This is a genomic window from Rothia sp. HMSC071B01, assembly GCF_001808945.1.
Taxonomy (GTDB): Bacteria; Actinomycetota; Actinomycetes; order Actinomycetales; family Micrococcaceae; genus Rothia.
In genome coordinates, this window is sequence record NZ_KV795068.1 from 121,768 (window position 1) to 147,697 (window position 25,930).

General features: G+C 58.7%; 16 protein-coding genes. 5 read left to right on the forward strand and 11 right to left on the reverse strand.

The features are described 5' to 3' along the window. Positions 1 to 184 precede the first annotated feature (184 nt). From HMPREF2527_RS01385 to HMPREF2527_RS01400, 4 genes are all read left to right on the forward strand, one after another. Positions 185 to 1,885, forward strand: a complete 1,701-nt coding sequence (locus HMPREF2527_RS01385; protein WP_070505848.1) for an ABC transporter family substrate-binding protein — start codon at positions 185 to 187, stop codon at positions 1,883 to 1,885. A 443-nt stretch (positions 1,886 to 2,328) separates the two neighbouring features. Beyond that, complete coding sequence (locus tag HMPREF2527_RS01390; RefSeq protein ID WP_070505850.1) at positions 2,329 to 4,038, forward strand: ABC transporter family substrate-binding protein; 1,710 nt, start codon at positions 2,329 to 2,331, stop codon at positions 4,036 to 4,038. Positions 4,039 to 4,369: 331 nt separating this feature from the next. Continuing rightward, positions 4,370 to 6,076 carry an ABC transporter family substrate-binding protein gene (locus HMPREF2527_RS01395; RefSeq protein ID WP_070505852.1) on the forward strand — a complete coding sequence of 569 codons (1,707 nt, stop codon included), beginning with the start codon at positions 4,370 to 4,372 and terminating at the stop codon, positions 6,074 to 6,076. 249 nt (positions 6,077 to 6,325) lie between these two features. Then, complete coding sequence (locus tag HMPREF2527_RS01400; RefSeq protein ID WP_070505854.1) at positions 6,326 to 8,029, forward strand: ABC transporter family substrate-binding protein; 1,704 nt, start codon at positions 6,326 to 6,328, stop codon at positions 8,027 to 8,029. A gap of 146 nt (positions 8,030 to 8,175) precedes the next feature. Here HMPREF2527_RS01400 and HMPREF2527_RS01405 read toward each other — a convergent pair whose 3' ends face one another. The 7 genes from HMPREF2527_RS01405 to HMPREF2527_RS01435 all read right to left on the reverse strand — a co-directional run bounded on the left by HMPREF2527_RS01405 (position 8,176) and on the right by HMPREF2527_RS01435 (position 20,374). Then, the gene (locus HMPREF2527_RS01405) at positions 8,176 to 9,204 is read right to left on the reverse strand and encodes a dihydrodipicolinate synthase (RefSeq protein ID WP_246823121.1); all 1,029 of its coding nucleotides are present in this window, start codon (positions 9,202 to 9,204) and stop codon (positions 8,176 to 8,178) included. Positions 9,205 to 9,399: 195 nt separating this feature from the next. Then, complete coding sequence (locus HMPREF2527_RS01410) at positions 9,400 to 11,472, reverse strand: glucose PTS transporter subunit IIA (RefSeq protein ID WP_070505856.1); 2,073 nt, start codon at positions 11,470 to 11,472, stop codon at positions 9,400 to 9,402. 528 nt (positions 11,473 to 12,000) lie between these two features. After that, a complete protein-coding gene (locus tag HMPREF2527_RS01415) occupies positions 12,001 to 14,559 on the reverse strand; it encodes an HAD-IC family P-type ATPase (protein ID WP_070505859.1) in 2,559 nt (852 codons plus the stop codon). A 258-nt stretch (positions 14,560 to 14,817) separates the two neighbouring features. Then, complete coding sequence (locus tag HMPREF2527_RS01420) at positions 14,818 to 15,588, reverse strand: heme ABC transporter ATP-binding protein (RefSeq protein WP_070505861.1); 771 nt, start codon at positions 15,586 to 15,588, stop codon at positions 14,818 to 14,820. Continuing rightward, a complete protein-coding gene (locus tag HMPREF2527_RS01425; RefSeq protein ID WP_070505863.1) occupies positions 15,585 to 16,664 on the reverse strand; it encodes a FecCD family ABC transporter permease in 1,080 nt (359 codons plus the stop codon). The genes HMPREF2527_RS01420 and HMPREF2527_RS01425 overlap by 4 nt, the downstream gene beginning before the upstream one ends. Then, positions 16,664 to 17,827 carry a heme/hemin ABC transporter substrate-binding protein gene (locus HMPREF2527_RS01430; RefSeq protein ID WP_070505865.1) on the reverse strand — a complete coding sequence of 388 codons (1,164 nt, stop codon included), beginning with the start codon at positions 17,825 to 17,827 and terminating at the stop codon, positions 16,664 to 16,666. The genes HMPREF2527_RS01425 and HMPREF2527_RS01430 overlap by 1 nt, the downstream gene beginning before the upstream one ends. 183 nt (positions 17,828 to 18,010) lie before the next feature. Beyond that, positions 18,011 to 20,374: an HtaA domain-containing protein gene (locus HMPREF2527_RS01435; protein ID WP_070505868.1), complete on the reverse strand. Its 2,364-nt coding sequence runs from the start codon at positions 20,372 to 20,374 to the stop codon at positions 18,011 to 18,013. Positions 20,375 to 20,611: 237 nt separating this feature from the next. On the opposite strand from HMPREF2527_RS01435, the gene HMPREF2527_RS01440 reads away from it, so the two are divergent. After that, the gene (locus tag HMPREF2527_RS01440) at positions 20,612 to 21,274 is read left to right on the forward strand and encodes a biliverdin-producing heme oxygenase (RefSeq protein ID WP_070505871.1); all 663 of its coding nucleotides are present in this window, start codon (positions 20,612 to 20,614) and stop codon (positions 21,272 to 21,274) included. A gap of 124 nt (positions 21,275 to 21,398) precedes the next feature. Here HMPREF2527_RS01440 and purL read toward each other — a convergent pair whose 3' ends face one another. From purL to HMPREF2527_RS01460, 4 genes are all read right to left on the reverse strand, one after another. Beyond that, positions 21,399 to 23,717, reverse strand: coding sequence for a phosphoribosylformylglycinamidine synthase subunit PurL (purL, locus tag HMPREF2527_RS01445; RefSeq protein WP_049338232.1), 2,319 nt, complete (start codon positions 23,715 to 23,717; stop codon positions 21,399 to 21,401). A 25-nt stretch (positions 23,718 to 23,742) separates the two neighbouring features. Next, positions 23,743 to 24,555, reverse strand: a complete 813-nt coding sequence (gene purQ / locus HMPREF2527_RS01450) for a phosphoribosylformylglycinamidine synthase subunit PurQ (protein WP_005507195.1) — start codon at positions 24,553 to 24,555, stop codon at positions 23,743 to 23,745. A gap of 5 nt (positions 24,556 to 24,560) precedes the next feature. After that, positions 24,561 to 24,812, reverse strand: coding sequence for a phosphoribosylformylglycinamidine synthase subunit PurS (purS, locus tag HMPREF2527_RS01455; protein WP_005507194.1), 252 nt, complete (start codon positions 24,810 to 24,812; stop codon positions 24,561 to 24,563). Positions 24,813 to 24,934: 122 nt separating this feature from the next. Next, positions 24,935 to 25,885 (reverse strand): 3-methyladenine DNA glycosylase, encoded by a 951-nt coding sequence (locus HMPREF2527_RS01460; RefSeq protein ID WP_070505874.1) that lies wholly within the window; start codon positions 25,883 to 25,885, stop codon positions 24,935 to 24,937. Between the last annotated feature and the right edge of the window lie 45 nt (positions 25,886 to 25,930).

Sequence of the window (25,930 nt, forward strand, 5' to 3'; positions counted from 1 at the left end):
TATTAAATGTGGCTTAGAACATAGCTTTAGGTCACATTATTTTGCATGGCTTGACCTGCCCGCCCATCACCGCAGATAGCAGGCGCTCCTACAGGCGGAAACCCCGCCTCCAGAGCACGCGAGCCACCCACTCTACACTGCAAACACTGCATCAGCGCAGTCCACACCCCGCAAGGAGCCCATCATGAGCCCCCACCCCATCCCCTCCCTCTCCGGATTCAACCCGATCATGAGCCGCCGCGTACTGTTCGGCGGCGCAACCGCCGTCGCTGCTGCCGGCGTACTGAGCGCTTGTGGCTCCTCGTCCTCCAAGACCGAGCACAAGGCAAGCGAAACCCCGTTCTATGAAATCAACGAGCAGGATGCCTCGAAGCTCAAGCAGGGCGGTACCCTGAACCTGAGCACTTACTCCCTCGGTCCGGACTTCAACCGTTTCTCCCAGAACGGCTCCAGCACCTCCGTCTCCGAAACCATGGGCGTTATCGCCGGTGCCGGCATCTGGCGCAGCACCTTCAAGGGTGAAGACGAGCTCGACCCCAACTACTGCCTCGGCTTCGAAGCTAAGGAAGTAGACGGCAAGATCACCGCAGAGGTTCGCCTGAACCCCAAGGCAGTCTTCAACGACGGCACCCCCATCGACATCGATGCACTCAAGGCAACCTGGCAGATCCAGCGTGACCCCGACGGCGAATACAAGATTGCCGCAGCAGGTATCTACGAGTACATCGAAAGCGTTGAAGCTATCGATGGCGACCGCTACCACGCACGCGTTGTCCTCAAGACCGCACACAACCCCGTCAAGGGTCTGCTCTTCGGCGGAATCCTGCACCCGGCGATGCTCGACGTAAACCTCTTCAACGAAGGCTTCGTGGACAACCCCCACCCCGAGCTCGGTTGCGGCCCCTTCACCCTGGCACCCAACGGCTGGAACTCCTCCGAGAAGACCTTCACTGCTGTGCCCAACGACAAGTGGTGGGGCGAGAAGCCCAAGCTGGACCGCATCGTCGTGCGTGAAATGGCAGACGCCGCAGCACGCGCCGCGTACAAGAACGGCGAACTGGACGTCGTCGAGTCACGTACCCTCAGCGCCTACAACGAGATGAAGGACGTTGCGAACTCTGAAATCCGCCGCGGTCGCCGCCTCTTCGCCGGCGGCATGAACCTGAACGCAGAGCACATCACTGATGTTGCTGTCCGTAAGGCAATCTTCCTGGGTATCGACCGTGGTGCTCTGGCAAAGATTCGCTTCCAGGGTCTGCCCTACGAAGAAGAAGTTCCCGGCTCGATGCTTCTGTTGGGTTCCTCCCAGTACTACCGCGACAACTACCCGGCACGTAACCCGGAGGAAGCACGCAAGGTCCTGGAGAAGGCAGGCTACACCAAGTCCGGCGACTTCTACGCGAAGGACGGCAAGACCATCACTCTGAAGCTGACCACCTTCGGTGATGACGCCACCACCAAGGGCCAGGCACAGACCTTCATCCAGAGCATGAAGGAAATCGGCATTAACTTCGAGCTCGATTCGCGTGCACAGTCTGAATTCTCGAAGGTTGTTGGTAATCGCGAGTACGACGTAAGCATTTCGGGCTTCGGCGTGACCTCCGAGCCGACCAGTGCAGCCGAGTACTTCTACCACTCCAAGAACTGGAACGGCGTCGGCACCCCCGAAATCGACGCTATGGTCGACGAGATGGTCACCATCCTCGACGACGCTAAGCGCGCCGAGAAGTGCAACGAAATTGAGAAGAAGCACATGAGCGAGGTTTGCCTCTTCATTCCCTTCCTCAATGGCCCGGACTTCAAGGCATGCCGCCCGAAGCTCGCTAACTACGGTGCGTTCCTCTTCAAGACCACCGACTGGTCTACCGTCGGCTGGATGGCATAAGCCGCAGTTTTAAGCTCCCTGCCCCCTATACGTTTTCGCAGTGTCGTATAGGGGTGGGGAGCTTTTTCTTGTGGAGGGTTCAGCGCGCTTTAGCTGCCCCGACGCTGTGCTTGTAACTTGTAATGACTCTCAAAGCACTGGGTGTGACGCGCTCGCGCGCCAATGCGACATAATATTTCATTTTTTAGTTTTCGCACGCGGCTTCCGCGTGATGATGCGGGTTCAGGCGCTGAACCCGTGATTTTTAGACGGTGTATAGTTCTTCCACGGATTGGACTGTGGTCTGCGTCGCTTCTTTTGGGGGTATACTGTGTTTCAACCACAAACAATGTGGGGGCTCTCACAAAGGTGATGGGCGGGAGCTTCGGCGCTCCCGCAAAATCGGCGCACAACACGGTGCGCTTATCAAATAGCACCTGAGCCCTCCGGCATGAGGAGAATACATGACTCATCTACGTATTAATCGCCGTACCCTGCTGACCGGCACTGTTGCCCTGGGTACCGTCGGCCTGCTCGCTGCATGCGGTGGCGGCTCTGACAAGAAGATCAGCGGTAAGGCTGCATCAAGCACCGAGGAAATCGTCAAGAACCTCGAAATCAACAAGCAGGACCGCTCCTCCCTCAAGCAGGGTGGCGAGTTCCGCGGTAGCGTCTCCGCAGTCGGCCCGAACTTCAACATTCTGACTCAGAGCGGCTACACCACCGAGAACCTCACCGCATTCGGTGGCGCCTGCAACATCCCCTCCGCTATCGGCTTCACCTCCCTGAGCCCTGCTGGCGAATACAGCCTCAACGACGACTATGTCAGCGACTACAAGGCAGAGACCGTTGGCGGCGTGCAGACCATCACCTTCAAACTCAACTCTAAGGCTGTCTTCAACGACGGCACCCCCGTTGACATTGAGGCAATCCGCGCCGCGTGGACCGTCTATCGCAACCCCGATGACGGCTACAACGTCATCGCCGCTCCCTTCTGGCAGCAGGTAGCGTCCATCGACCCCGTGGATGGCGACAAGACCCGCGTCAAGATTGTTATGTCCAAGCCCCTGTATCCTGCCGAAACCCTCGGCCTGCTCGGTCTGCACCCCGCACTGACCGACAAGGAGCTCTTCAACAACGGCTTCGTGAACAAGCCCATGGATCAGTACTGGTCCGGCCCCTTCAAGATTGGCGAGTGGAACTCTTCGGCTAAGACCCTCACCCTCGTGCCCAACGACAAGTGGTGGGGTGAGAAGCCGCTGCTGGACCGCATTATCTGGCGTGAAATGGGCGACGAAGCAGAGCGCGCAGCGTTCAAGAACGGCGAGCTGGACAGCATCGGCTTTGCTGGCCTGGCAACCTACAACGCCGTCAAGGGTCAGCCCGGTGTCCAGATTCGCTCCGGCCAGAGCGTCGGCGTGATCAACCTGCAGTTCAACCCGACCCGCGTGACCGACACCGCCCTGCGCCGTGCAGTCTTCGCCGCGGTTGACCGCTCTCAGCTGGCTAAGGTCAAGTTCGGCCAGATCAACTGGGAAGAGCCCCTGACCGGCTCCATGATTGCTATGCCCTTCCAGAAGGGCTACCAGGACGCTATGCCTTCTAACCCCGGCCCCGAGGCTGCGGCAAAGATCCTGGAAGCAGCAGGCTACTCCAAGAATGGCGACTACTACGCCAAGGACGGTAAGACTGCAGGCTTCTCCATCACCTACTTCGGTTCGGATGCAACCTCCCTGGCTCAGTTCCAGAACCTCGAGCAGCAGCTCAAGGCAGCAGGTATTAAGCTCGAGCAGGATAACCAGCCGCAGTCCCAGTTCAACTCCGTGATGGGCTCTAAGCAGTACGACTGCGCCTTCTCCGGCTGGGGTATTGGTGCTGACCCCGCAGACAGTGTTCAGTACTTCTACACCAGCGAAATCAACGAAGGTGTGGGCGATCCCGAGCTGGATAAGTTCATCGCGTCCATTTACGAGAAGGAATCCCACGAGGAGCAGTTGAAGATGGCTGCTGAGGCTGAGAAGCAGCACATGGAGAAGGTCGCTATTTACTTCCCCTACGCTAACGGCCCCAGCTACGCAGCTGTGAAGGAGAAGCTGGCTAACTACGGTCCTTCCCTCTTCGCAACCAGTTACACCGACCCCAAGCGCTGGACCAATGTGGGTTGGCAGAACTAAAGCCACAGGCTAGTTTCTGGGGTTCTAGTCGGTAGCTTCTGAATTTTTGGAGGCGCCGGTTCAGGTCTCCAGAAGGGTAAAGTCCCGCGGTATTCCGCCTTAGAGGTGGGGTGCTGCGGGACTTTTCTGTGTTTTTAATGGGTGGTTTTGTGGTGGGGTGATTTCGGGGATTGGCTGAAATATTTTCCCTAAAACGGTGAACTAGGTCATAGTGCGTGGGAAATGTGTGTATACTATTGCCAATGCAAAATGTGCGTGCTGTCACAAAGGTGTGCGGGTTGTGTTCCCCCGCGTACAAAAATTCAGCATCCCACCTAACTGAGGAAAACTAATGACCACTTTCACTCTCAACCGTCGTACCCTGCTCACCGGCACCGTTGCCCTGGGCACCGTCGGCCTGCTCGCAGCCTGCGGCGGCAACTCCTCCAAGAACGAAACCAGCGCTCTCTCCGCCGGCGACGACCTCTCCAAGGCAGTCTCCTACAACGAGAAGGACCGCTCCGCCCTCAAGGACAGCGGCGAGCTACGACTGAGTGCAGACGGCATTGGCCCGAACTTCAACATCCTCAACACCAACGGCTACACCGCCGGTAACCTGAACATTCAGGCGGCAATCAACTCCGCCTTCACCGGCGGCTTCTACGCTGACTTCCGCGGCGAGTCGCACATGAACGAGGACTACGTCACCGAATACAAGGCGCAGACCGTTGACGGTGTGCAGACCGTGACCTTCAAGATCAACCCGAAGGCAGTCTTCAACGACGGTACCCCCATCGACGTGAACGCCGTCAAGAGCTACCAGACCATCTACACCGCCGCGGCATCCGGCTCGGACTACCAGATCACCCCCTCGCCCATCTGGGAGCAGGTCGCAAGCGTCGAGGCTGTGGACGGCGATACCCGCCACGTGAAGGTCACCATGTCCAAGCCCTGGTACCCCATCGAAGGCAGCTTCACTTCCTTCCTGCACCCGGCATTCGCCGACCCCAAGTTCTTCAACGACGGCCTGAACGACAAGCCCCTCGACCAGTACTGGGCAGGCCCCTTCAAGGTCGGCGAGTGGAACTCCTCCTCCAAGGTGCTCACCGTCGTCCGCAACGAGAAGTGGTGGGGCCAGAAGCCCGCTCTTGAGCGCATCACCTGGCGTGAAATGAGCTCCCAGGCAGAGCAGGCAGCTTACAAGAACGGCGAAATCGACTACGTGGATGCCAGCACCCTCAGCTCCTACAACGAGCTCTCCGGCGTGGCAAACACCGACATTCGCAAGGGTAGCGCTCTCAGCGTGGGCAACTACGAAATCAACCCCGAAAAGGTGCCCCTGCCCGTCCGCCGCGCATTCGTTGCAGCCCTCAACCGTGAGCAGCTGCAGAAGCTGCGCTACGAGAAGCTCGGCTGGAAGGAAACCCTGCCCGGCTCCATGTGCATGCTGCCCATGCAGGAAGGCTACCAGGACAACTACCCGACCAAGCTTGGCAAGGATGTCGCCACCAAGATCCTTGAGGACGCAGGCTACACCAAGTCCGGTGACTACTACACCAAGGACGGCGCTAAGGTCTCCTACCCGGTCATCACCTTCGGTAGCGACCCGGTTGTCAGCTCCACCGCGCAGTTCCTCGTTCAGCAGATGAAGGAAATCGGCGTTGAACTGACCATCGAGAACCACGGTGCCTCTGAAATGTCGAGCATCATCTCCTCGAAGAACTTCGCGATTAAGACCGGTGGCTACGGCATCACCACCTCCCCGGTGGATGCGGCGAACTACTTCTACATCTCCGAGACCAACAACGGTCACGGTAAGGATCTGGACTCGCTGGCAGCAACCATGATGTCCACCGAGGACCCGAAGGAACAGCTCAAGATCATGAACGAGCTGGAGAAGCGCCACCTGGACGAGGTCGCCATCTACGTGCCCACCCACAACGGCCCGAACTTCAAGGCGTGCCGTAAGGGCCTGGCGAACTACGGCCCCATGCTCTTCGGCCTGCCCTACTACAACCCGAACGTATGGATCAACGTCGGTTGGGAGAAGCAAAACTAAGCGTTGAGCACCGCTCACACACTCCATAAGGGGTAAAAGCGCTACAGCGGCGTGTTACAAAAGGATTAAAACCTTCTGTAGCACGCCGCTTTCCCGTTCCTAAGAGAGTCGCACGGATATACTTAAAACAAATGTGGGCATTCTGCCCGCAACCCCGGCAGAGACTGTCCTCCCGCCGGGTTGGAGTGTGGGTTACGCACCGTTCGCGTACCGCCTCCACAACACTGCGAATACTCTAGGAGAAATTCCATGAAGAGCATGTCTGTCTCTCGCCGTACCCTCCTGACCGGCACCGTTGCCCTCGGCACCGTTGGTCTACTGGCTGCCTGCGGCAGCTCGAAGGAAAAGGTTGGCGGTAGCGCCGCTAACAACGCTGAAGATATTCTGAAGAACCTTCAGGTCAACAAGCAGGACCGTTCCTCCCTCAAGCAGGGTGGCACCCTGACCCTCGCGGCTACCGCCCTGGGCCCCAACTTCAACCTGCAGACCCAGAGCGGCTACACCTCCAGCAACCTGGACGCTCTGGCACCCTGCAACATTCCCGCCGTGATGGGCTTCTACACCATGAGCCCCGAAGGCGAAGGCACCCTCAACCCCGAGTTCTGCACCGAACACAAGACCGAGACCGTCAATGGCGTGCAGACCGCGACCTTCAAGATCAACCCCAAGGCTGCCTTCAACGACGGCACTCCCATGGACGTGAACGCTGTTCGCGCCGTGTGGAAGGTCTACAGCGCAGTCACCGACAACCCCTACCACATCACCGATAACACCATGTGGCAGCAGGTTGAAAGCATCGAGGCTGTGGACGGCGACAACTTCCACGTCAAGGTCACCATGAAGGCTCCGTACTACCCCTCCGAGGGTCTGTGCGCCTTCGCAATCCACCCCGCACTGGAAGACGTCAACCTCTTCAACGAAGGCTTCGTTGACAAGCCCCTCGATCAGTACTGGGCAGGTCCCTTCAAGATTGGCGAGTGGAACTCCTCCCAGAAGGTGCTCACCCTGGTCAAGAACGACAAGTGGTGGGGCGAGAAGCCGGTGCTGGACCGCATCATCTGGCGTCAGATGGACTCCGAAGCAATCCGTGCAAGCTTCAAGAACGGCGAACTGGACGCCTTCACCTTCGTTGGCGCAACCAGCTACAACGCTGTGAAGGGCCAGGCAGGCACCGAGATTCGCCAGAGCCAGAACACCAACGTCAACATCATTCAGCTGAACCCCAAGCGCATCGAGGACCTGGCACTGCGCCGCGCAATCCTCGCTTCTGTGGACCGCGAGCAGATCGCTAAGGCATACTTCTCGCAGCTCGGCTGGACCGAGCCGCTGCCCGGCTCCATCATTGCGATGCCGTTCCAGAAGGGCTACCAGAACAACTACGCTGGTGACACCGGTGCACAGGCAGCTGGCAAGATTCTGGAGGCCGCAGGCTACTCCAAGTCCGGCGACTACTACGCTAAGAACGGCAAGGTTGCTGGCTTCGCCCTGACCTCCTTCGGTTCCGAGGCTGTCTACCAGGCGGTCTACCAGATTCTGGAGCAGCAGCTGAAGTCCGCAGGTATCCGCCTGAGCGCTGACAACCAGCCGCAGTCGAACTCCAACTCCGTGCTCGGCCAGAAGAGCTACGAAGCAATCTTCACCGGTTGGGGCGTTCTGCCCGACCTGGCTTCCTCGGCACCCTACTTCTTCACCACCGAGGTGTTCGGAGTCGGCGACCCCGAAGTTGATAAGCTCATCGAGAAGCTGCAGAACACCGAGAAGGAAGACGAGCGCATCAAGATCGCTAACGAGGCGGAGAAGCTCTACTACGAGAAGGTCGCAGTGTACCTGCCCTACGCAAACGGCCCGATGTACGCCGCTGTCAAGGCTAAGGTCGCGAACTACGGTCCGTCCCTGTTCAAGCAGAGCTACACCAGCGCTGACTACTGGGTCAACGTTGGCTGGCAGGAGTAGTACCGCTTGCGGTAATGCTCTAGCCGTCCTGTAGGACTCGAAATCCCGGGTACTCTCACGAGAGAGTGCCCGGGATTTTTTGTGCCCTTTAGCCGGATATGTAATTACAAAAACGAAGGGGAGGGGAACGCCGTCCTAACCGGCTGCTACCACTCGCCCAGGTACAGGGCACGCTCCTGCAGGTACCTCAACATCTTCGGGTTCTGCCGCAGATAGAAGATGCGGTAAATGCCGCCTCCAGCGACGATGAAAGCCAGCGGGAAACCTAAAATCACGAGCACACGGCTCATATTGGCGGACAGGTCAAAAGGATCACCGCTGGTTGCCACCAGCACAATCCAGAGAGAATAGCCCACGCAGGCGAGCAGAGTGCCCCACATGCCGCGCACGAGCCAACTCACCAGCGCCACCGCAATAACCCACGCCAGCGCCAACGTGAACTGGTGCCGCTCCGCCTGAGCCCAAGGGAGTGCACCCACGTAAATAATTGCGGGGATGCCCAGGTACCCTGGGATATTCAGCGAGGCAAGAATGTTCACGCAAAAATAGCCCAAGAAAATAGCGCTCAACGACGAGGACAGGAACAGGTGCAGGGGAATCATGCCGTCGCCGCTATAGACGGCGGTCGGGCCCGCGTACACGGTTTCAAACATGAGGGTCAGCGGAGTCATCATGTACTCGATCCAGACGACCAGTGCAAAAGCACCGAAAATGCCCAGAGCCTGCATCAGCGCAATCAACCGTGAACGCGCATCGTGAGGAATGGTGAAGCTCTGACCCTTCGCCTTGACGCCGCAGAGATGAACGACAGCCACCATTGCCGCGATGCACAGCACCCAACGCACGAGGACCCCCGGCAGCTCAGGAAGACCTCCATAAGCCCCCGTAGCGGGGTCGCCCCAGGCTCCGGGGAGCAGCGTAATAGCGTGAGTACCCTCGGGGAGGCTGGTGGAGGAAGCAAGCCGGTGCGGCTCGTAGATAACCCACCACAGAAGGCAGGCTGGAATCAGCGCGGAGAGCTTACGCAGCAGAACCGGGAACGGCGCAGACTCATAGACGAGCGCCTCAAGATTGAGCCGGCGCATCAGCCGCCGAACAGGAGAAAGAGCGCGCAGCTCTTTTTGCTGCTCTTCCCACACTCCGGTATCCCATGTCCTAGTATCAGAAGACATCATCGTATTCCCTATCACGTGAGAACTTCCTTGTTGAGCGTATTCTTACATTAGCAGAAATACCCCCGGCTAGTGCCTAAACCCTAGCAAACTCTGCCCAAAGAATCAGCACATCAGGAAACAGGGCATAAGGGAAAGGGAACATAAGGAAAGGGACCCCACCACAATGGTGGGGCCCCTTAGAGCCTAGAAAGCGAACTACTTAGTGGTCACCTTCAGGACAGTGCTCAGGTTCTGGTGAGCAACGCCCGGCAGACCCTTCACCTCAGCGAACTTGCGGGTGTTGGTCACAATCACCGGGGTAATCAGCGGGTAACCCGCCTCCTTGATAACCTCAGGATCGAACTCAATCAGAGCGTCGCCAGCAGCAACAACATCGCCCTTAGCAACCTTCACGCTGAAGCCCTTACCGTCCAGGTTCACGGTATCCAGACCAACGTGAATCAGCAGCTCAATGCCGTTCTCCAGCTTCAGACCCACAGCGTGGCCCGAGGGGTAGGTTGCAGCAACCTTACCGGCAGCGGGAGCAACAACAGTGGTACCGGTCGGCTCAATAGCCACACCCTCGCCCAGCTTGCCAGCAGCGAAAATCGGGTCCGGAACATCAGACAGAGCAACAGCAGTACCCTCAATCGGAGCGTGCAGCTCAATGACCTCACCAGCGGAAGTAGCGGGTGCAGCAGCGGCGGTCGCAGTAGCGGCAGCAGCCGGAGCAGCCTTAACGGCAACAGCCTCAGCCTTGGGAGCGTCCTCAGCAGCCTCAGCCTTACGCTCCGCAGCGTGCCTTACAGCGTCAGCCTTCGACTCGTAACCGAAAATCAGAACACCGGTCATAGCGCCGAAGAACGCAATAGCCAGACCAATCACGTACAGGTAGGAAGGCTGCATAGCCGGAATCGACAGCAGCGAGGTGAACGCGAATGCGTAGGACTTAACGCCCAGGAAGGAAATGGTAGCGCCACCAATAACAGCGGGAACCAGAATAATCGGGATCACGCGCTTGTAGCGGAGCACAACACCGTACAGGGACGGCTCAGAAATACCACCGAGCAGACCGGACATCGACGCACCAACAGCGGTCTGGCGCAGCTCGCGGTCGTGCTTAGCCTTAATAGCCACACCGGTGACCAGGCCGAACACAGCGAAGTTGTAAGCACCCATGGGGGACTGAATGAAGTCAGTACCCATGGTCTGCAGGTTGTTAATCATGACAGCGTTCAGCGGCCAGTGCAGACCCAGCGGAACCATGAACAGGTACAGGCCAGCAATCAGAGCACCAACCAGAGCCGGAGCCTGGTCGTTAACCATCTTCAGGAAGTCAGAGATGCCCATAGCAACACCGATACCGATGGGGCCAACCAGGAACGCGGTCACCGGAACCAGAACGATGACCGAAATCATCGGCACGAACACCATCTGCAGCATCGAAGGAATAACCTTCTTCAGGAAGCGCTCAAACGGAGCCAGCAGAGCAACAGCCAGCAGCGGGGGGAAGACCTGACCGGTGTAGCTGAATGCGTACAGCGGCAGATCCATACCGAAGAACGGAACGTTCAGAATCTTAGTGGCGGGGTCAGCAAGAGCAGTCAAATCGGTGAAGGTACCGGTCATCAGTGCAGCGGGGATAGCCGCACCAACCCACATGTTCGCGCCCAGACGCTTAGCAGCGGTAGCACCCAGCATGATAGGCATGAAGTTCAGAACCGACAGCGAAGCAGCCTTCAGGATGTACCAGAAAGCAAACTGCTGCATCCACTGGGTGTTCAGCGCCTTAGCAGCCTCGGGGTCAGCCACACGAGCACCGTTAATGATGTCAATGTTCACGCTCTGACCGGTCAAGTCAGTGTACTGGCCGAAGAAGCCCAGCTGCTGCAGGAACACAATCAGGGTCAGAATCATCGAGGTACCCAGAAGTGCCCACAGCAGAGGACGGAAGGAGTCAGACAGAACGTCGAAGACGTTGGTAAGCCAGCCGGACTTCTTGCCTTCAGCCTCAACCTTGGTGTCACCCTCAGCGTGGCCGGACATAGAAGGCAGAGCGTTGATCTCGTTGTACACAGCCTCAACGCGCTCGCCCAGAACAACCTGAGTCTGGCCGGACTGCTCAATCACAGAGAGAACGCCGGGCAGGCTCTCAATCTTCTTGTTCTGCACTGCATCGTTAGACACAGGAGTGACACGAAGGCGGGTTGCACAGTGAGTAATGTGCGCGATGTTCTCGGGGCCACCCAGGCCGTCAAGAATCTTCTCGCCAAGTTCGCGGTTATTCACGATACTTCCTTAGATATGCGGTCAATGTCTATGCGGTTGTTGCCGGAGGCTGTGCCTACCTGACGTTGCGGTAGCCGAAAAAGCCCCGGAAAACACGTCCAGAAAACACAAAAGACCCGAGTCTCTCGACCACCGGAAGCACTACACTCGTGCCCACTATGGAGCTTCGGTACAGCAAATAGAGGGGATTCTCGGCAGATATATGCTGCCGTCCCATACGGTGTTGAGTAACTCAGGTCTTGCCTGCCAAACCAGTAACAACCCTGAAGAAGGTTTCCCTTCTCAAATAGTTCCCTGTAACTCTAAGGGTTTTCCCAGGTTAAGAGCAAGGTGAGAGGCAAAAGCTATCAGAAGCTGTTAAATGTTTCACCCAAGTGATAGCTGAGACACACCTTTGGTGCTGCTAGTAGGAGTACTCCGGCTGGTTCCGGAACACTACGGAGGGGATGCTTGCGAAGACACGAAAGGGCCCCGCATCCACAGGATACGGGGCCCACACGCTACCGAAGCAGCTACCTTTCCGACTAACTACTTAGCCGGGAAGAAATTCAGCGGAGCAACCTCCAGCTCAGGGTAATTACGCTTCTGCCAACGGCGATTACGATGCGCATTCACCTCAATCAGCGCGGCACCCAGAGCACCGGCGCCCAGAGCCGTCCACAGCAGATGCGGAAGCACAGTAACGAACTGGTGGTACTCCACCAGAATCGGCACGAACAACGCCGCGAAGAACACCGCAAGCAACGCACCAAACAGCAGAACACGAGCACGGTTGAACGGGCGAGCCACCGCAGCCAAGTTCCACAGACCCATCATCACCAGGGTGATGAACGAAGCCGTCTGAATCTGACGGATATCCTCAACACCCATGCCACGAGCCGTGAACGTCACCGCCAACAGCATCGCAACCACAATAATCGAGTTCGGAACCGTGTAATTCAGCACGCGGCGCAAGAAGCCCGGCACGTAACGGCGCGAATTCGGCAACAGAGTCAACGCGAAGGACGACGCACCCACAATCAAGAAGTCCGCAGTCGAGTACTGACGCGGCAAGAACGGGAAGGTCAAACCGAAGAGGCTGAACAGAACGCCCAGAAGAATCGCGAAACCAGTCTTCGTCAAGAACAGGTTCGCCACCATCTCAATGTTCGTAATGACCTGACGGCCCTGCTCCAGCGCAGCCGGCAGAGACGAGAACTTACCGTCCAGAAGAACCAGACGAGAAACAGCCTTCGTCGCCGGAGCAGCGTTACCCATCGCAATACCCAAGCTTGCATGCTTAAGCGCCAGAGCATCGTTAATGCCGTCACCGGTCATCGCCACCACATGGCCGCGCTCCTTCAGAGCAATCACCATGTTCTTCTTCTGCTCGGGCGACACACGACCGAAAATATTGTGAGTAGCCGCAGCCTCAGCAAGCTCCGGACCGTCCTCAGGCAGAGTCGAAGCATCAACCGCACCCGCAGACGTATCCATGCCCGCAGTCTTCGCAGCCGCAGCCACAGTGAACGGGTTATCACCCGAGAAGACCTTCAGAGTCACACCCTGACGGTGGAAATACTCCACAATTTCAGGCGCATCCGCACGCACATTCTCACGGAAAATCACGAACAGAACCGGGGCAGCATCCGACGGGATCTTCTGGATCGGCTCATCCTTCTCGTTGCGAACCACCGCAGAGGCATGCGCCAAAACCATCGTGCGCAGACCCAGTGCCGCCAGCTCAGCGGCACGCTCACGCTCAGCGCTACCCTTGGCGAGAAGCGCCTCCGGAGCGCCCAGAAGCCACGCACCCGAATCCTTAAACTCAATCGCGCTAAAACGCAGAGCCGACGAGAACGGCACAATACCGCTTACCGACGCCGAGGAAGCATCCGGGAAGCCACCGGTCAGAGCCGCAGCGGTCGGGTTCGCGTTCTCATCGTGACCAAACCATGCCAGCGCCTCATTCCAGCCGGCAGGCAGAGAAGCACGCCAAGAAGTGTGCTCCGCCGAGTCAGCAGCCGGGCCCTCAGCCTCAGCAACGGTGTCCAGCGGGCGCACCGAATCAAAAATCACGCCACCCTCAGTCAGGGTGCCGGTCTTATCGAAGCAGACCACATCCACACGAGCCAGAACCTCAACCGCAGGCTGCTCCTGCACCAGGATGTTGTGCTTACGACCCAGCGCCACAGCCGCCGCCGCAAACGCCAGAGTAGTCATCAGCGCCAGACCCTGCGGAATCATCGACGCAACCGAAGACACCACAGCAATAGAAACCTGCTCCCACAGGTGGTTCTGCTGCACGGTCTCCAGGCCACCAGCCGCCTGAATCTGACCCCACGACACCACAGGAATAATGACCGCAAGACCCACCGTAATCCAGCGGACCACACGGTTCAGCGCATCACGCAGCTCAGACTGAATACGCGAGAACTGACGCGCCTCATCAGAAATCTTGCTTGCACGAGAATTCGCACCCACGTGAGAGAGCAGGACGCGGCCGGTACCACCCAGCACACTCGACGCCGACAGCACCATATCGCCGGGGCGCTTAGCAATCGGGTCGTTCTCACCGGTCAGCAGAGACTCGTCCAGCTCCAAAGAATCGGAGGTGAGCACAACAGCATCCGCCGGAACCTGATCGCCGCGCTTGAGGATGACAACGTCACCCTCAACCAGCTGCTCCATCGGAACCTCAACGCTCTTACCGTCACGCACGGCAGTAGCGGGAGAGCGGTCCAGCAGGGAGATGCGGTCCAGCTCAAGCTTCGCCTTGTACTCCTGCACAAAACCAATCACCACGTTAGCGATAACAGCCGCCAGGAAGAGCAGATCAGCCCAACGCTGGTACATGATCACCACGGCACCACAGGCACCCAACACAAAGTTGAAGACCGTGAACAGGTGCGCACGCATAATGCTCCACAGCGTGCGAGAAGACTTATTATTCTGGGTATTGACCCTACCTTCAGCAGTCAGGCGGGCAACATCATCGCTGCTCAAACCGTGCTGGGCAATATCGAAAGATCCGCTATGCGGTGTTTCAGAATATTCGGGAATGTAGCCGGCAACGGCAGGCGCTGCCGTTTTCTGCTGAGGATCCATGCGGGGGTCTCTTTCTCGAATGGATGGAATGCTGAACTGAATAGAGTTCAGTATTGCGGACACTACCTTTCAGTGTATCCGTGCAGGAGGGGATAAAGATAATCTCCGCCCTGTAATGAGCTGATATTTACAGCCATTCCAGAACGGAGATTTAATATATGCAAATACTGGCATATTTTGAGGTGGAAAGTGTTTGCGGGATGGTTCGCTAACGCCCCGTAAAATCAGCGCGCCAGCAAACTCAACGCTCCAACAGAATCAGCGTTCCGGCAGAATCAACAAACGATTCGTCACCGGATGCCTCAACACCTCAATCGGATGCTGATACACCTCAGACAACAACTCCGCCGAACACACTTGCTCAGGGGCACCCGAAGCAACCACCTCACCACCACGCAACAACACCATACGGTCAGAATACGCAGCCGCCACATCCAAGTCATGAAGCACCGTCAACACCGCAGCACCCTCAGCAGCCAGCTCACGGCTCACCCGCAACGTCTGCTCCTGATGCGTAATATCCAACGCCGCAGTCGGTTCATCCAAAAGAATCAGCGGAGTCTGCTGAGCAAACACACGCGCCAAATGCGCACGGCCACTCTCACCACCGGACAGGGTCGTAATATCGCGATCCGACAAATGAGTCACCGACGTACGCTCCATCATCGAAGCAACCACGGCGTCATCCTCTTCAGCGCGCTCCGTGCCCTTCCACGGGGTACGGCCCATCTGAACCACCTCATGCACCGTGTACGAAAACGCCACATTCAACTTCTGCAACAGCATCGCACGCTGACGAGCCATCTGACGGGCAGGAATCGAATCCAGAGGGGCGCCATCCAACAGAATCTCACCGCCACTGGGCGCAATATCACCAGCAATCACACCCAACAGAGTCGACTTACCGGCACCATTAGGACCAATCAGCGACACAACCTCGCCCGCAGCAACAGACAGAGACACATCATTCAAAATCTGACGCCCACCAGCGTTAAAACACACACCGGACAGGCTCAACAACTCACTCACGAAGCACCTCCGCCCTGACCCAGGGAACGACGCAACAACACGAAGAACGTCGGGCCGCCCACCAAAGCCGTAAAAATACCAATCGGCAAATCAGCAAAAGGCACCAGCGTACGCGCACCCAAATCAGACAGCGCAATCAACAGCGCGCCACCCAATGCCGAAGCCGGCAACAACACACGATTCGACGGACCCAAAATCATGCGCAACAGGTGAGGAATAATCAGACCAATAAACGCAATAATGCCCGCATACGCCACCGCAGCACCGGTCAACAGAGCCGTCGCCGCAATAGACACCGCGCGTAGGCGCTCCACGTTCACACCCGAATGCTGCGCCGCACGCTCACCCAACGCCAGAACATCCAGCGAAGAAGCCATCACAAAACACGCCACCAAGCCGATGAGAATAACCGGCCACACGCTCGCCACAGCCTTCCACGTGGAACCGTTCAGTGAACCCATCTGCCAGAACACAATCTGATCGCGGCTCGTCGTATCAGCAATAAACATGAGGAACGCAATAATCGCATTCGCCACCGCGGTCACCGCAATACCCGTCAAAATCATTGACAGAACCTTCGCACGACCCGAAGAACGCGACAGGAAATACACCAGCGCAGTAGCCGCCAACGCACCCACAAACGCGAATGCAGGAGTCGTGAAAATACCGAAAAACTGCAGGTTCAACACAATCGACAAACACGCGCCAACCGCCGCACCCGAGGAAACACCAATCACGCCCGGCTCAGCCAACGGGTTACCAAACACCGACTGCATCACCGCACCGGAAGTACCCAAAGCGGCACCCACCAGCACGCCCAACAGCACACGCGGGAAACGGATATTCCACAGAGTGCTATCCGCCAGTTGCATCGCCGGGTTCTCCGGTGCAAGACCCAGGCGGCGGCCCACAGAAGCAACCACCTGATCAGTCGGGATATTGTACTGACCCAAACCCGCAGACAGCACCATCACAACGCATAGTGCCACCGCCAAAAACGTAAACGTCAGACCGGCACGACGCCGACGCGAAGCACGATAATCCCGCGCACCCGCCACACTCTTCACGGCAGCCACTACTGGCCCCCCGCAGGAGTCGAGTACGCAGCCTTAGCGAGCGAGAGCAACACTGCCGGAGTATTCGGGCCATAGGACAGAATCTGGCCGTCACCCATATCGATAATGCGCTTATTCTTACCGGCATTCGTCTCACCCACACCCGGGCGAGCCAAGAAACCATCCAAACCGCCGGTGGATTTAATGCCGCCGCTCATGGTCAGAATGACGTCCGGGTTCAGCTTCACCAGCGCCTCACTGGTCGCCGGAATAATATTCGTCGCGTTCTGCTCAGAGGCCACGTCCTTGCCGCCAATAGCCTGAATCAAATCGTCAGCGCCCGAACCCTTGCCGAGCACGAAGAACACACCAGCGGTACCGCGCACGTACAAGAACGCGAACGACACCTGCTGTGCACCCTTCGGGGCGACGTCCTTGAGCACCTGCAGAGCATAATCCAGGTCCTTCTGCACGCGGGCAGCAACCTGCTCGCCCGCCTCCGGGACACCCAGCGCCTGCGCAACAGCCTTGAGCTGCGGAATGATCTTATCCATACGACGCTCATGATCGAAGACCACCACGGTCACGCCCGCAGCGCGCAGCTGATCCACGATCTCAATCGGGCCGTTGCTCTTATCCCACAGCACCAGGTCCGGGGAGGTCGCCAGAATCGCCTCAGCGTTCAGGTCGTGACCGTTCTGGGTCACCAGCGGCAGATGAGCCAGCGACTGCTCAGTCGAGGAGGTGACACGACCGACCAGGCGACCGCCCAGACCCAGCGCAATCATCTGCTGAGCCAGAGTGCCGTACAGGTCCAGTGCCAGTACACGGTCAGCAGACTTAACGGTCACCTCAGTGCCGTTGAAATCCTTGAACGTCACCGGGAAAGCCGGAGTGGGGGTATCGACCATCGGCTGAATTTCGGGGGTATCTGCGGCGCTATTGGGGCCGCGCAGAGCCTTCTGATCTGGGGCAATAGAAGAACGCAGCTGATCGGCAAGGTTCTCCAAAACGGTGCGGGTGCTCTGCTCATCCACCACAGCCTGCGAAGTGCTTGAAGAAGAGGCCGGGTTCTGAGTACCCACACCGCAAGAGCTCAGCAGAAACGCGGAAGTGATGGAGAACGCCGCATACTTCATTGCATCGCGGCGGTTCAGGGCAGAAGAAGGAAGGGAAGAAAACATCGTCGTCTCACAGAAAAAAGGGAGTTAGGAAAACTGGGGTAGGCGCCAGGGTAAAACCTGGCACCTGAAGCGGGGGTGCAGTGAAAATCTGCACCCCCGCACGGGCCGTGTCGGCTTACCGGTGAACCTCATGGTTGAGTTTCACGGGCGAGCCGACAGTGTGGGCATCCTCGTGAGGTGCCGTTATGCCTTCTTGCGGCGGCGAGTGTACACGACGGTACCCGCACCGGCTGCAACAGCGATGAAGCCTGCAACCAGGGTGCCCTCAACACCGGAGGCACCGGTGGAAGCCAGAGGCTTGCCGGTGACCGGGTCGCAACCCTCACCCTCGTAGACGGTCTCGGTCACGGTCTTGGTGGTGGTCTTCGCGCCGTTAATTGCCGCGGAGAAGCTCAGCGGAGCCATGTCCTTACCGGCGTCGTAGAAGCCAGCGAACGCCTTCGCGCCCTCAGCGGTCAGGGTGGTTGCCGCACCGTTGACGCTCACAGCGTCAGAGGAGCTCTGCAGACCCGAAAGATCCACCTTCAGCAGGGCCACCTCACCGTAGTTAGTTGCCTTGCCGGAGGGGTCATTGCTGTTCATGGTCGCGTAGAGAGTACCGGAATTGCCATTAATCTCAAGGCGCGGGTTCGCAATGGTAGTGTCCAGAATGCCGTGGTGACCGGTGAAACGAACCGAACCGCTGAAGGAGATAGAACCCTTACCACCCTTGAAGGTGCCGGTGCCGTTAGACCAGTTGAACGCATCCGAAGAGTAGGAGGTGCCGTTCAGCTCCCAGCTACCGTTCGCGATGCCGCCGCGCACGTAGTTGCGGAAGGAATCACGCACGCCCCAGCCAAGGTTTGCGCTCTTAATGGTGCCGTCGGATGCGCCCTGCTCCTGCACCTCGCGGGTGCGGGTGACGGGCACGCAGACAGGCTGTGCCGGGTTGTTGCTGACAGAACCGTTCGAGGAAGAACCGCCGTTAGAAACGCTGCCGGAGGTGCCTGCCGAACCGCCAGAACCGGAGCCGTTAGCGCCGGAATTACCGGAGGAGTTCGAGGAGCTGTTATCGGAAGAGCCGTTCTCAGAACCCTTGTTATCGGAGGACTTGTTCTCAGAGACACGGGGAACCTCAACGGTGTTCTCCGCGGTCTGCTCGCTGAGCTTTACGGAGAAGCTCAGCGGTGCCATGGTGTTGTCGGCACCGCGGTACTGGCCCGCGAAGAGCACGTCAGAACCTTCAGCGGTGAGCGCGACTGCTGCGTTCTGTGCGGAGAAAACGCCGTCCTTCACGCTCGCGCCGGAGAGGTCCACCTCGGCGATAGCCAAGCCGGTCTTAGAAACGGACTTGCCGTCGCGGGTCAGCGCGTCAACGTCAGCGACCAGGGTGCCCTTGCCGTTGACGACGACCAGGCGCATGTTCTTGATGGTGCTCTTGAGCTGACCGTTGTGGCCGGTGAACTCTGCGGTGCCCGCGAAGTTGATCTGACCGGTCTTGGTCTCGGGGTTGTACACGCCGGATGCCTGAGTGTACTTGAAGCCGCCAGCTGCGGTCTTCTCCATGCCCTCAACGTTCACGGAGCCGTGCGCGAAGCCGGTCAGGTACTTCAGGAAGGACTCGCGGATATCCCAGCTGAGGGTGCCGGACTCGACGACGTTGCCGGTGACCTTTTCTTCACGCTTGGGCTCGGTGGTTGCGGCGGGGGAGGAGGGTGCCGCGGAGGTGGGAGCTGCGCTCGGTGCTGCAGAAGTGGGCTCTGCAGGCTTGGGGTCTGCGGGCTTGGGTGCCTCGCTGGTCGGTGCGGAGGAAGGCTCTGCGGTCGGCGCAGCAGTCGGCTTGGCGCTGGGTTCAGTGCTGGGCTCAGGGCTCGGCGCGGGTGCTTCCTTGGTCACGATGGTTGCGGAGAAGCCGAGTGCATCCAGCTCCTGACCTGCCTTGTAAAAGCCCGCGAAGGCGCCGGTCGCCTCTTCGGAAAGCTTGACACGGGTGCCGTTTTCCTCGTCAACGCTGGGCAGGGTGATGGTGTTACCCTCAACCTTCAGGCCGGAGGCGTTGAAAGTACCGAGGGTCATGTTCTTGGTTTCGACCAGGTCGTTCGGGGTGGTGTTGCCGTTGTAAGGGCGCGACTGAACGTTGGCGCGCACGGTGCCCACGCCGTCCTTAATGGTGACGGAGAGGTCGGAGATGATGACTTCCAGCAGGCCGTGGTGAGCGGTGTAGTGAATCGAGGAGCCGGTGAAGGTGACCGAGTATTCGCCGTTGGCTACGGTGCCTTTGGCAGAGGTGAAGTGGTAGGAGCCGTCTTCGTTGGTGGTGACGCCGGTCAGTTCCTGGGAGCCCTGGGAGAAGGCGCCGTTGATGTAAGAGCGGAAGGACTTCTTCAGGCCCCAGTTGACGGTGACGTCCTGCAGGCTCTGCTCTGAGGCTGCGGTTACCTCACCGGCACTGACGTGGGAGTTGGTTTCAGCTGCGAAGGCCGCGGGTACGCCGGCGACGCCGCTGAGGCCGATGGTTGCTGAAGCCAAGAACGCCCAAGTGCGCTTGGTGAGAGAGGGGGTAGACATTCGGTGTCTCCTTGAATTTTGTGATTGTGGTGTTCGTATCAAGTCTAGCCCTATTAGCCTATATTTGTGTAACTTAATGCCTAGGGTGACTTGTTCATAAGGTTTACCTTAGCAAATTTTTTATGAGAACTATTGCCAAAACTGGTTTTTGGTGACAATATGTCATTAACAGGTTTTGGTGACATGGTGTCACTAAAACATTTATTGTTCACCCACAAGCCACCTTAGGAACTCACCATGACTATTACCGCCCCCGAAACCACCCAGGAACGCTTCTCCGCACGCCTGAAGGAAAGCACCAAGCACGTCCACGACAACGCCGAACACTCCACCTTCATGGAAGACCTCATGGGCGGCTCCCTCAACACCGAGGCATACCTGCGCCTCATCAACCAGTACGTGCACATCTACGAAGCACTCGAAGCAGTCTCCGAACACTACCGCGCAGAACCCAGCCCCATCACCGAACCCTTCACCCACCCGGGCCTCGACCGCGCAGAATACATCCGTGCAGACATCCGCGCACTCGGCCAGGAAGGCGACATCGACGCGCCCCTGCCCGCAACCGCAGAATACGTAGAGCGCATCCGCGCCACCATCAGCTCCCCCGAACGCTACCTCGCACACCACTACCTGCGCTACCTCGGCGACCTCTCCGGCGGCCAGGCAGTCGCAGCGCTCGTCAACCGCCACTACGGCATCCCCGCAGAAGCACTGAGCATGTACCGCTTCACCGAACTGCCCAAGCCCAAGGTCTTCAAGGACGGCTACCGCGAACTGCTCGACAACGCACCCCTGACCGACGAACAGCGTGAAGCCCTCATCGAAGAGTGCATCGAAGGCTTCCGCATCAACGCCTCCCTGTTCGCGCAGCTGGGCCGCAAGGTCGCCGAGGCATAAACACAGAACGCCTCAACGCACAACCTCTCACCGCTCAATGCACAAGCCTGCGGGCATAACAAAAGGGGCGGATGCTTTCACAAGCATCCGCCCCTTTCGGCGTTAGTCTCAAACTAGTCGAAGACTAGCCCTTCGCAACCTCACCGAAGTAAGAAGCGAGAGTACCCTCGTGAGCTGCACGCAACTCATCCAGGTCAATGGAAACCTCATCCTGGAAGTCCAGAGCGTTCGACGCAGCATCCACCACACCAATACGTGCGAAGGGGAACTGGCGAGCGGTGCACATATCCTTGAAGCGCACCTCCTCAGAACGCGGAACCGAAACCACAACGCGGCCCAGGGACTCCGAGAACAGCAGAGTGAACAGGTCCACGCCGTCACGCTCAGCAACCTCACCCAGACCAATGCGGGCACCGGTGTTGAAACGCAGGCAAGCCTCCGACAAAGCAGCAGCCAGACCACCAGCAGACACGTCGTGTGCAGCATCAATCATGCCGTCACGAGACATGTTCACCAGCATGTCACCCAGCTGACGCTCCAGAGCCAGATCAACCTTCGGCGGCTGACCGCCCAAGTGACCCTTGAAGCGAGCCCACTCGGAGCCGTCCAGCTCATCGCGGGTGGTACCCAGCAGGTAAATAGCCTGACCGTCATGCTCAGGAGCCCAACCCGAAGGGGTGCGGCGGGTGACGTCATCCATCACGCCCATCATCGCCACCACGGGGGTCGGGTTAATAGCCTTACCACCGGTCTGGTTGTACAGGGACACGTTACCGCCGGTCACCGGAACACCCAGCTCCATGCAGCCATCAGCCAGGCCGCGAACAGCCTCAGCGAACTGCCACATGACGTCCGGATCCTCGGGAGAACCGAAGTTCAGGCAGTCAGACACAGCCACGGGGCGTGCACCAACGGTCGCAACGTTACGGTACGCCTCAGCCAAGGACGCGCGAGCACCCTCGTACGGATCCAGGTAGGTGAAACGCGGGGAGGCGTCGGTCGCCAGAGCAACACCGAGGTTGGTGTTCTCGTCCACGCGCACCACGCCGCCGTCGTCCGGCATGGACAGGGCGGTGTTGCCCTGAACGTAGCGGTCGTACTGGTTGGTGATCCAGGACTTGGAGCACATGTTCGGGGACGCCATGAACGCCTTGATTGCCTCACCCAGCTCCTTACCGCGCGGGCGGGAATCGTCGGCAGCCGAACCGGTGAAGTGGTTAGCCTGAACGTCATCCTGCCACTCGGGGCGTGCGTAAGGACGCTCGTAGGTCGGGCCGTCGTGCGCAACGGTGCGGGGGTCAACATCCACGATGACCTCGCCGTCCCACTCGATGACCAGGCGGCCAGAGTTGGTGACCTCACCGAGGAAGGAGTACTCCACGCCCCACTTGTTCATGATCGCTTCGAAACGCTCCACGTTCTCGGGGGAGACAACAGCCATCATGCGTTCCTGAGACTCAGACATCAGAATCTCGCCCGGGGTCAGGGTGGGGTCACGCAGCAGAACCTTGGTCAGGTCGACGTGCATGCCGCCCTCACCGTTAGAAGCCAGCTCGCTGGTTGCGCAGGAAATACCCGCAGCACCCAGGTCCTGAATACCCTCAACCACGGAGCCCTTGAACAGCTCCAGGCAGCACTCAATCAGAACCTTCTCAGCGAAGGGGTCGCCCACCTGAACGGCAGGACGCTTCGAGGGTTTGGTGTCATCGAAAGACTCGGACGCCAGCACCGACGCACCGCCGATGCCGTCGCCACCGGTGCGTGCACCGAACAGAACAACCTTGTTGCCCACGCCCGATGCGTTCGCCAGGCGGATGTCCTCGTGACGCATAATACCCACAGCCAGTGCGTTGACCAGCGGGTTTGCCTGGTAGCAGGAATCGAACTCAACCTCGCCGCCGATGTTCGGCAGGCCCAGGGAGTTACCGTAACCACCAATACCGGCAACCACGCCGCCAATAACGCGGGCGGTGTCCGGGTGATCAATCGCGCCGAAACGCAGCGGATCCATCACAGCAATCGGGCGTGCACCCATGGAAATAATGTCACGCACAATACCGCCCACACCGGTCGCAGCACCCTGGTAGGGCTCCACGTACGAGGGGTGGTTGTGGGACTCAATCTTGAAGGTAACAGCCCAGCCGTCACCAATATCGGTCACACCGGCGTTCTCACCGATACCGACCATCAGGTCCTTCTTCATCTCATCGGTGACCTTCGCACCGAACTGCTTCAGATGAACCTTAGAAGACTTGTAGGAGCAGTGCTCGGACCACATGACCGAGTACATTGCCAGCTCAGCCGCGGTAGGACGGCGACCAAGAATCTCCTTAATATCCTCGAACTCGTTCTCCTTCAGACCCAGTTCAGCCCAGGGGAGTTCGGTGTCCGGGGTTGCCGCCGCGTGCTCGACGGTGTCGAGGTTAAACTGCTTTTCGCTCATAACTTCTTAGAATCCTTGTCGTGCGTTAGCGGGCGTTAATCAGGTTGGCAAGAACGGAGGTGAACACGCCGAGACCATCGGCGCCACCGCGCAGAGAAACTTCACCAAAACCGGAAGAGGAAGGACCGAAGCCAGGCTCCACAGCGTGCTCCGGGTGCGGCATCAGACCGACCACGTTACCGCGCTCATTGCTGATACCAGCAATGTCATTACGGGAACCATTCGGGTTGAAACCAACGTAGCGGAACACCACGCGACCCTCAGCCTCCAGCGCCTCCAGAGTCTTCGGGTCAGCAACATACTGACCGTCCTGGTTCTTCAGAGGGACAACAATCTCCTGGCCAGCAGCGTAATCGCTCGTCCAGGAGGTGGAGTTATTCTCAATGCGCAGAACCTGGTCACGGCAAATGAACTTGCGGTGATCGTTCTTAATCATCGAACCGGGCAGCAGGTGAGACTCAGTCAGAATCTGGAAACCATTGCAAATACCCAGAACAGGCAGGGGAGCGGAACCGGAGGTACCAGCAGCGTTAGCGGCATCAATCACCGAACGCATCACGGGAGCCTTCGCAGCAATAGCGCCAGCACGCAGGTAGTCACCGTAGGAGAAACCGCCAGGAATAATGACGGCATCAACGTTCTTCAAATCAGCGTCGTCGTGCCACAGCTCAACGACGGTACCGCCAGCCAGACGGACAGCACGCGCAGCGTCACGGTCATCCAGGGTGCCGGGGAAAGTCACCACGCCAACGCGTGCATCAGCGAAAGCGGGGTTCGGGGAGTAGCTAGAGAAGTCGCCAACCAGGGGGACTTCAGTGGGTGCGAGGGACTCTGCCATAGGTATTAGTCCTCCAGAACCGAAACGTTCACAACGTCTTCGATGACGGGGTTCGAGAGCAACTCTTCAGCAGCCTTGCGGGCAGCAGCGAGGTGCTCCTCGGTTGCCTCACCCTCGACGGTCAGCTCGAAGCGCTTACCCTGGCGAACATCAACGAAGGAATCAACGCCGATACGGGGCAGCTCGTGAGAAATAGCCTTACCCTGCGGGTCAAGAATTTCGGGCTTGAGCATAACATCAACAACAATACGGGCCATGTGTGGGCACTCCTTGGGTGCGTGGGTTCTGTATGAGCCGTATCTCATCTTACCGTACTAACGACCGTAACGGGGGTATGTGTTCGGTTGGTGGATACCCTAAGAGGCTCGAATCACGTCTTTTACGCCTCGAGGGGTGGAAGATAGCGCTCGCACACCTGCAACAGGCGCTCACGCAGCTCAATCGAACGCTCCGACAGCTCACGCTGAATCCGCACGTATTCGGCCTTACCCTCGGTGGTCTCCACCGGAATCGGCTCGTACCCCCAGCTGCGAATATCGTAGGGGGCTGCGCGCATATCCAGTTCGCGCGCATCCCACGCCAGGTCGAAACAATCCATGACCAGGGTCGAATCAACCAGCGGTAGCAACTTATACGCCCACTTGTACACGTCCATATTCGCGTGCAGGCACGCGGGCTGCTCCAGGACGCGCTGCAACTCGCGGGTCGGCTGCAGTTCGTTCATCGGTGCCGCCTGCGGCATGAAGAAACGGAACGCATCAAAGTGCGAGCAGCGGATGCGGTGCTCCTCCACCACACGGTCCGTGCCCTCCGCACCCAGGCGCAGCTGTAGGTAGTCGTGGCGGATATTGTTCTCCACCGACTTGTACGCCATCGCCCACTCGTGCATGCCGAAGCAACCGAACTGGCCCTTCTTTGCGGCCGTGTTACGCAGGATCTCGTGGGTGAAGGCGAGGGCGGTGGCGCGGCGCTCCACGAAGTCGGTGACGTCCACGGTGACGGCGGAGGCGGCATTCACCTGGGCGCGCGCCACCTGCAGGGAGCAACCAGCCTCAAGGAGTTCCTGCTCGGTTGCGGGCCGGTAAAAACGCCAGGAGGCGCGCTCGGGCGCATCCAGCAGGATGATGCCGGCGCCGGGGTGCCAGCGCTTAAACTGGCCGGGCTTGAGCGTGTAGTAGGTGAAGAGGAAGTCCTCCACGGGGTGCACTTCGTGGCGGGCGCGACGCTGCGCAAACGGGTCGGCGTAGCGGCCGGCACGCGCCTCATGGGCGGCAGCGGCGGCACGCCATTGACGGGCATCCATCACCTGGGAAAACACAACACTACTCATGCTTCTAGCCTAAACGATGCTGTGACAAGGTAGTGGACGTAGCAA

What these genes read in the sequence shown, in the direction of transcription:
- HMPREF2527_RS01440 (WP_070505871.1), top strand. Translation starts at nt 20,612, where the DNA reads ATGACTATTACCGCCCCCGAAACCACCCAGGAACGCTTCTCCGCACGC.
- purS (WP_005507194.1), bottom strand. Translation starts at nt 24,812, where the DNA reads ATGGCCCGTATTGTTGTTGATGTTATGCTCAAGCCCGAAATTCTTGAC.
- HMPREF2527_RS01400 (WP_070505854.1), top strand. Translation starts at nt 6,326, where the DNA reads ATGAAGAGCATGTCTGTCTCTCGCCGTACCCTCCTGACCGGCACCGTT.
- HMPREF2527_RS01435 (WP_070505868.1), bottom strand. Translation starts at nt 20,374, where the DNA reads ATGTCTACCCCCTCTCTCACCAAGCGCACTTGGGCGTTCTTGGCTTCA.
- HMPREF2527_RS01385 (WP_070505848.1), top strand. Translation starts at nt 185, where the DNA reads ATGAGCCCCCACCCCATCCCCTCCCTCTCCGGATTCAACCCGATCATG.
- purL (WP_049338232.1), bottom strand. Translation starts at nt 23,717, where the DNA reads ATGAGCGAAAAGCAGTTTAACCTCGACACCGTCGAGCACGCGGCGGCA.
- HMPREF2527_RS01415 (WP_070505859.1), bottom strand. Translation starts at nt 14,559, where the DNA reads ATGGATCCTCAGCAGAAAACGGCAGCGCCTGCCGTTGCCGGCTACATT.
- HMPREF2527_RS01390 (WP_070505850.1), top strand. Translation starts at nt 2,329, where the DNA reads ATGACTCATCTACGTATTAATCGCCGTACCCTGCTGACCGGCACTGTT.
- HMPREF2527_RS01395 (WP_070505852.1), top strand. Translation starts at nt 4,370, where the DNA reads ATGACCACTTTCACTCTCAACCGTCGTACCCTGCTCACCGGCACCGTT.
- HMPREF2527_RS01405 (WP_246823121.1), bottom strand. Translation starts at nt 9,204, where the DNA reads ATGATGTCTTCTGATACTAGGACATGGGATACCGGAGTGTGGGAAGAG.
- HMPREF2527_RS01430 (WP_070505865.1), bottom strand. Translation starts at nt 17,827, where the DNA reads ATGTTTTCTTCCCTTCCTTCTTCTGCCCTGAACCGCCGCGATGCAATG.
- purQ (WP_005507195.1), bottom strand. Translation starts at nt 24,555, where the DNA reads ATGGCAGAGTCCCTCGCACCCACTGAAGTCCCCCTGGTTGGCGACTTC.
- HMPREF2527_RS01460 (WP_070505874.1), bottom strand. Translation starts at nt 25,885, where the DNA reads ATGAGTAGTGTTGTGTTTTCCCAGGTGATGGATGCCCGTCAATGGCGT.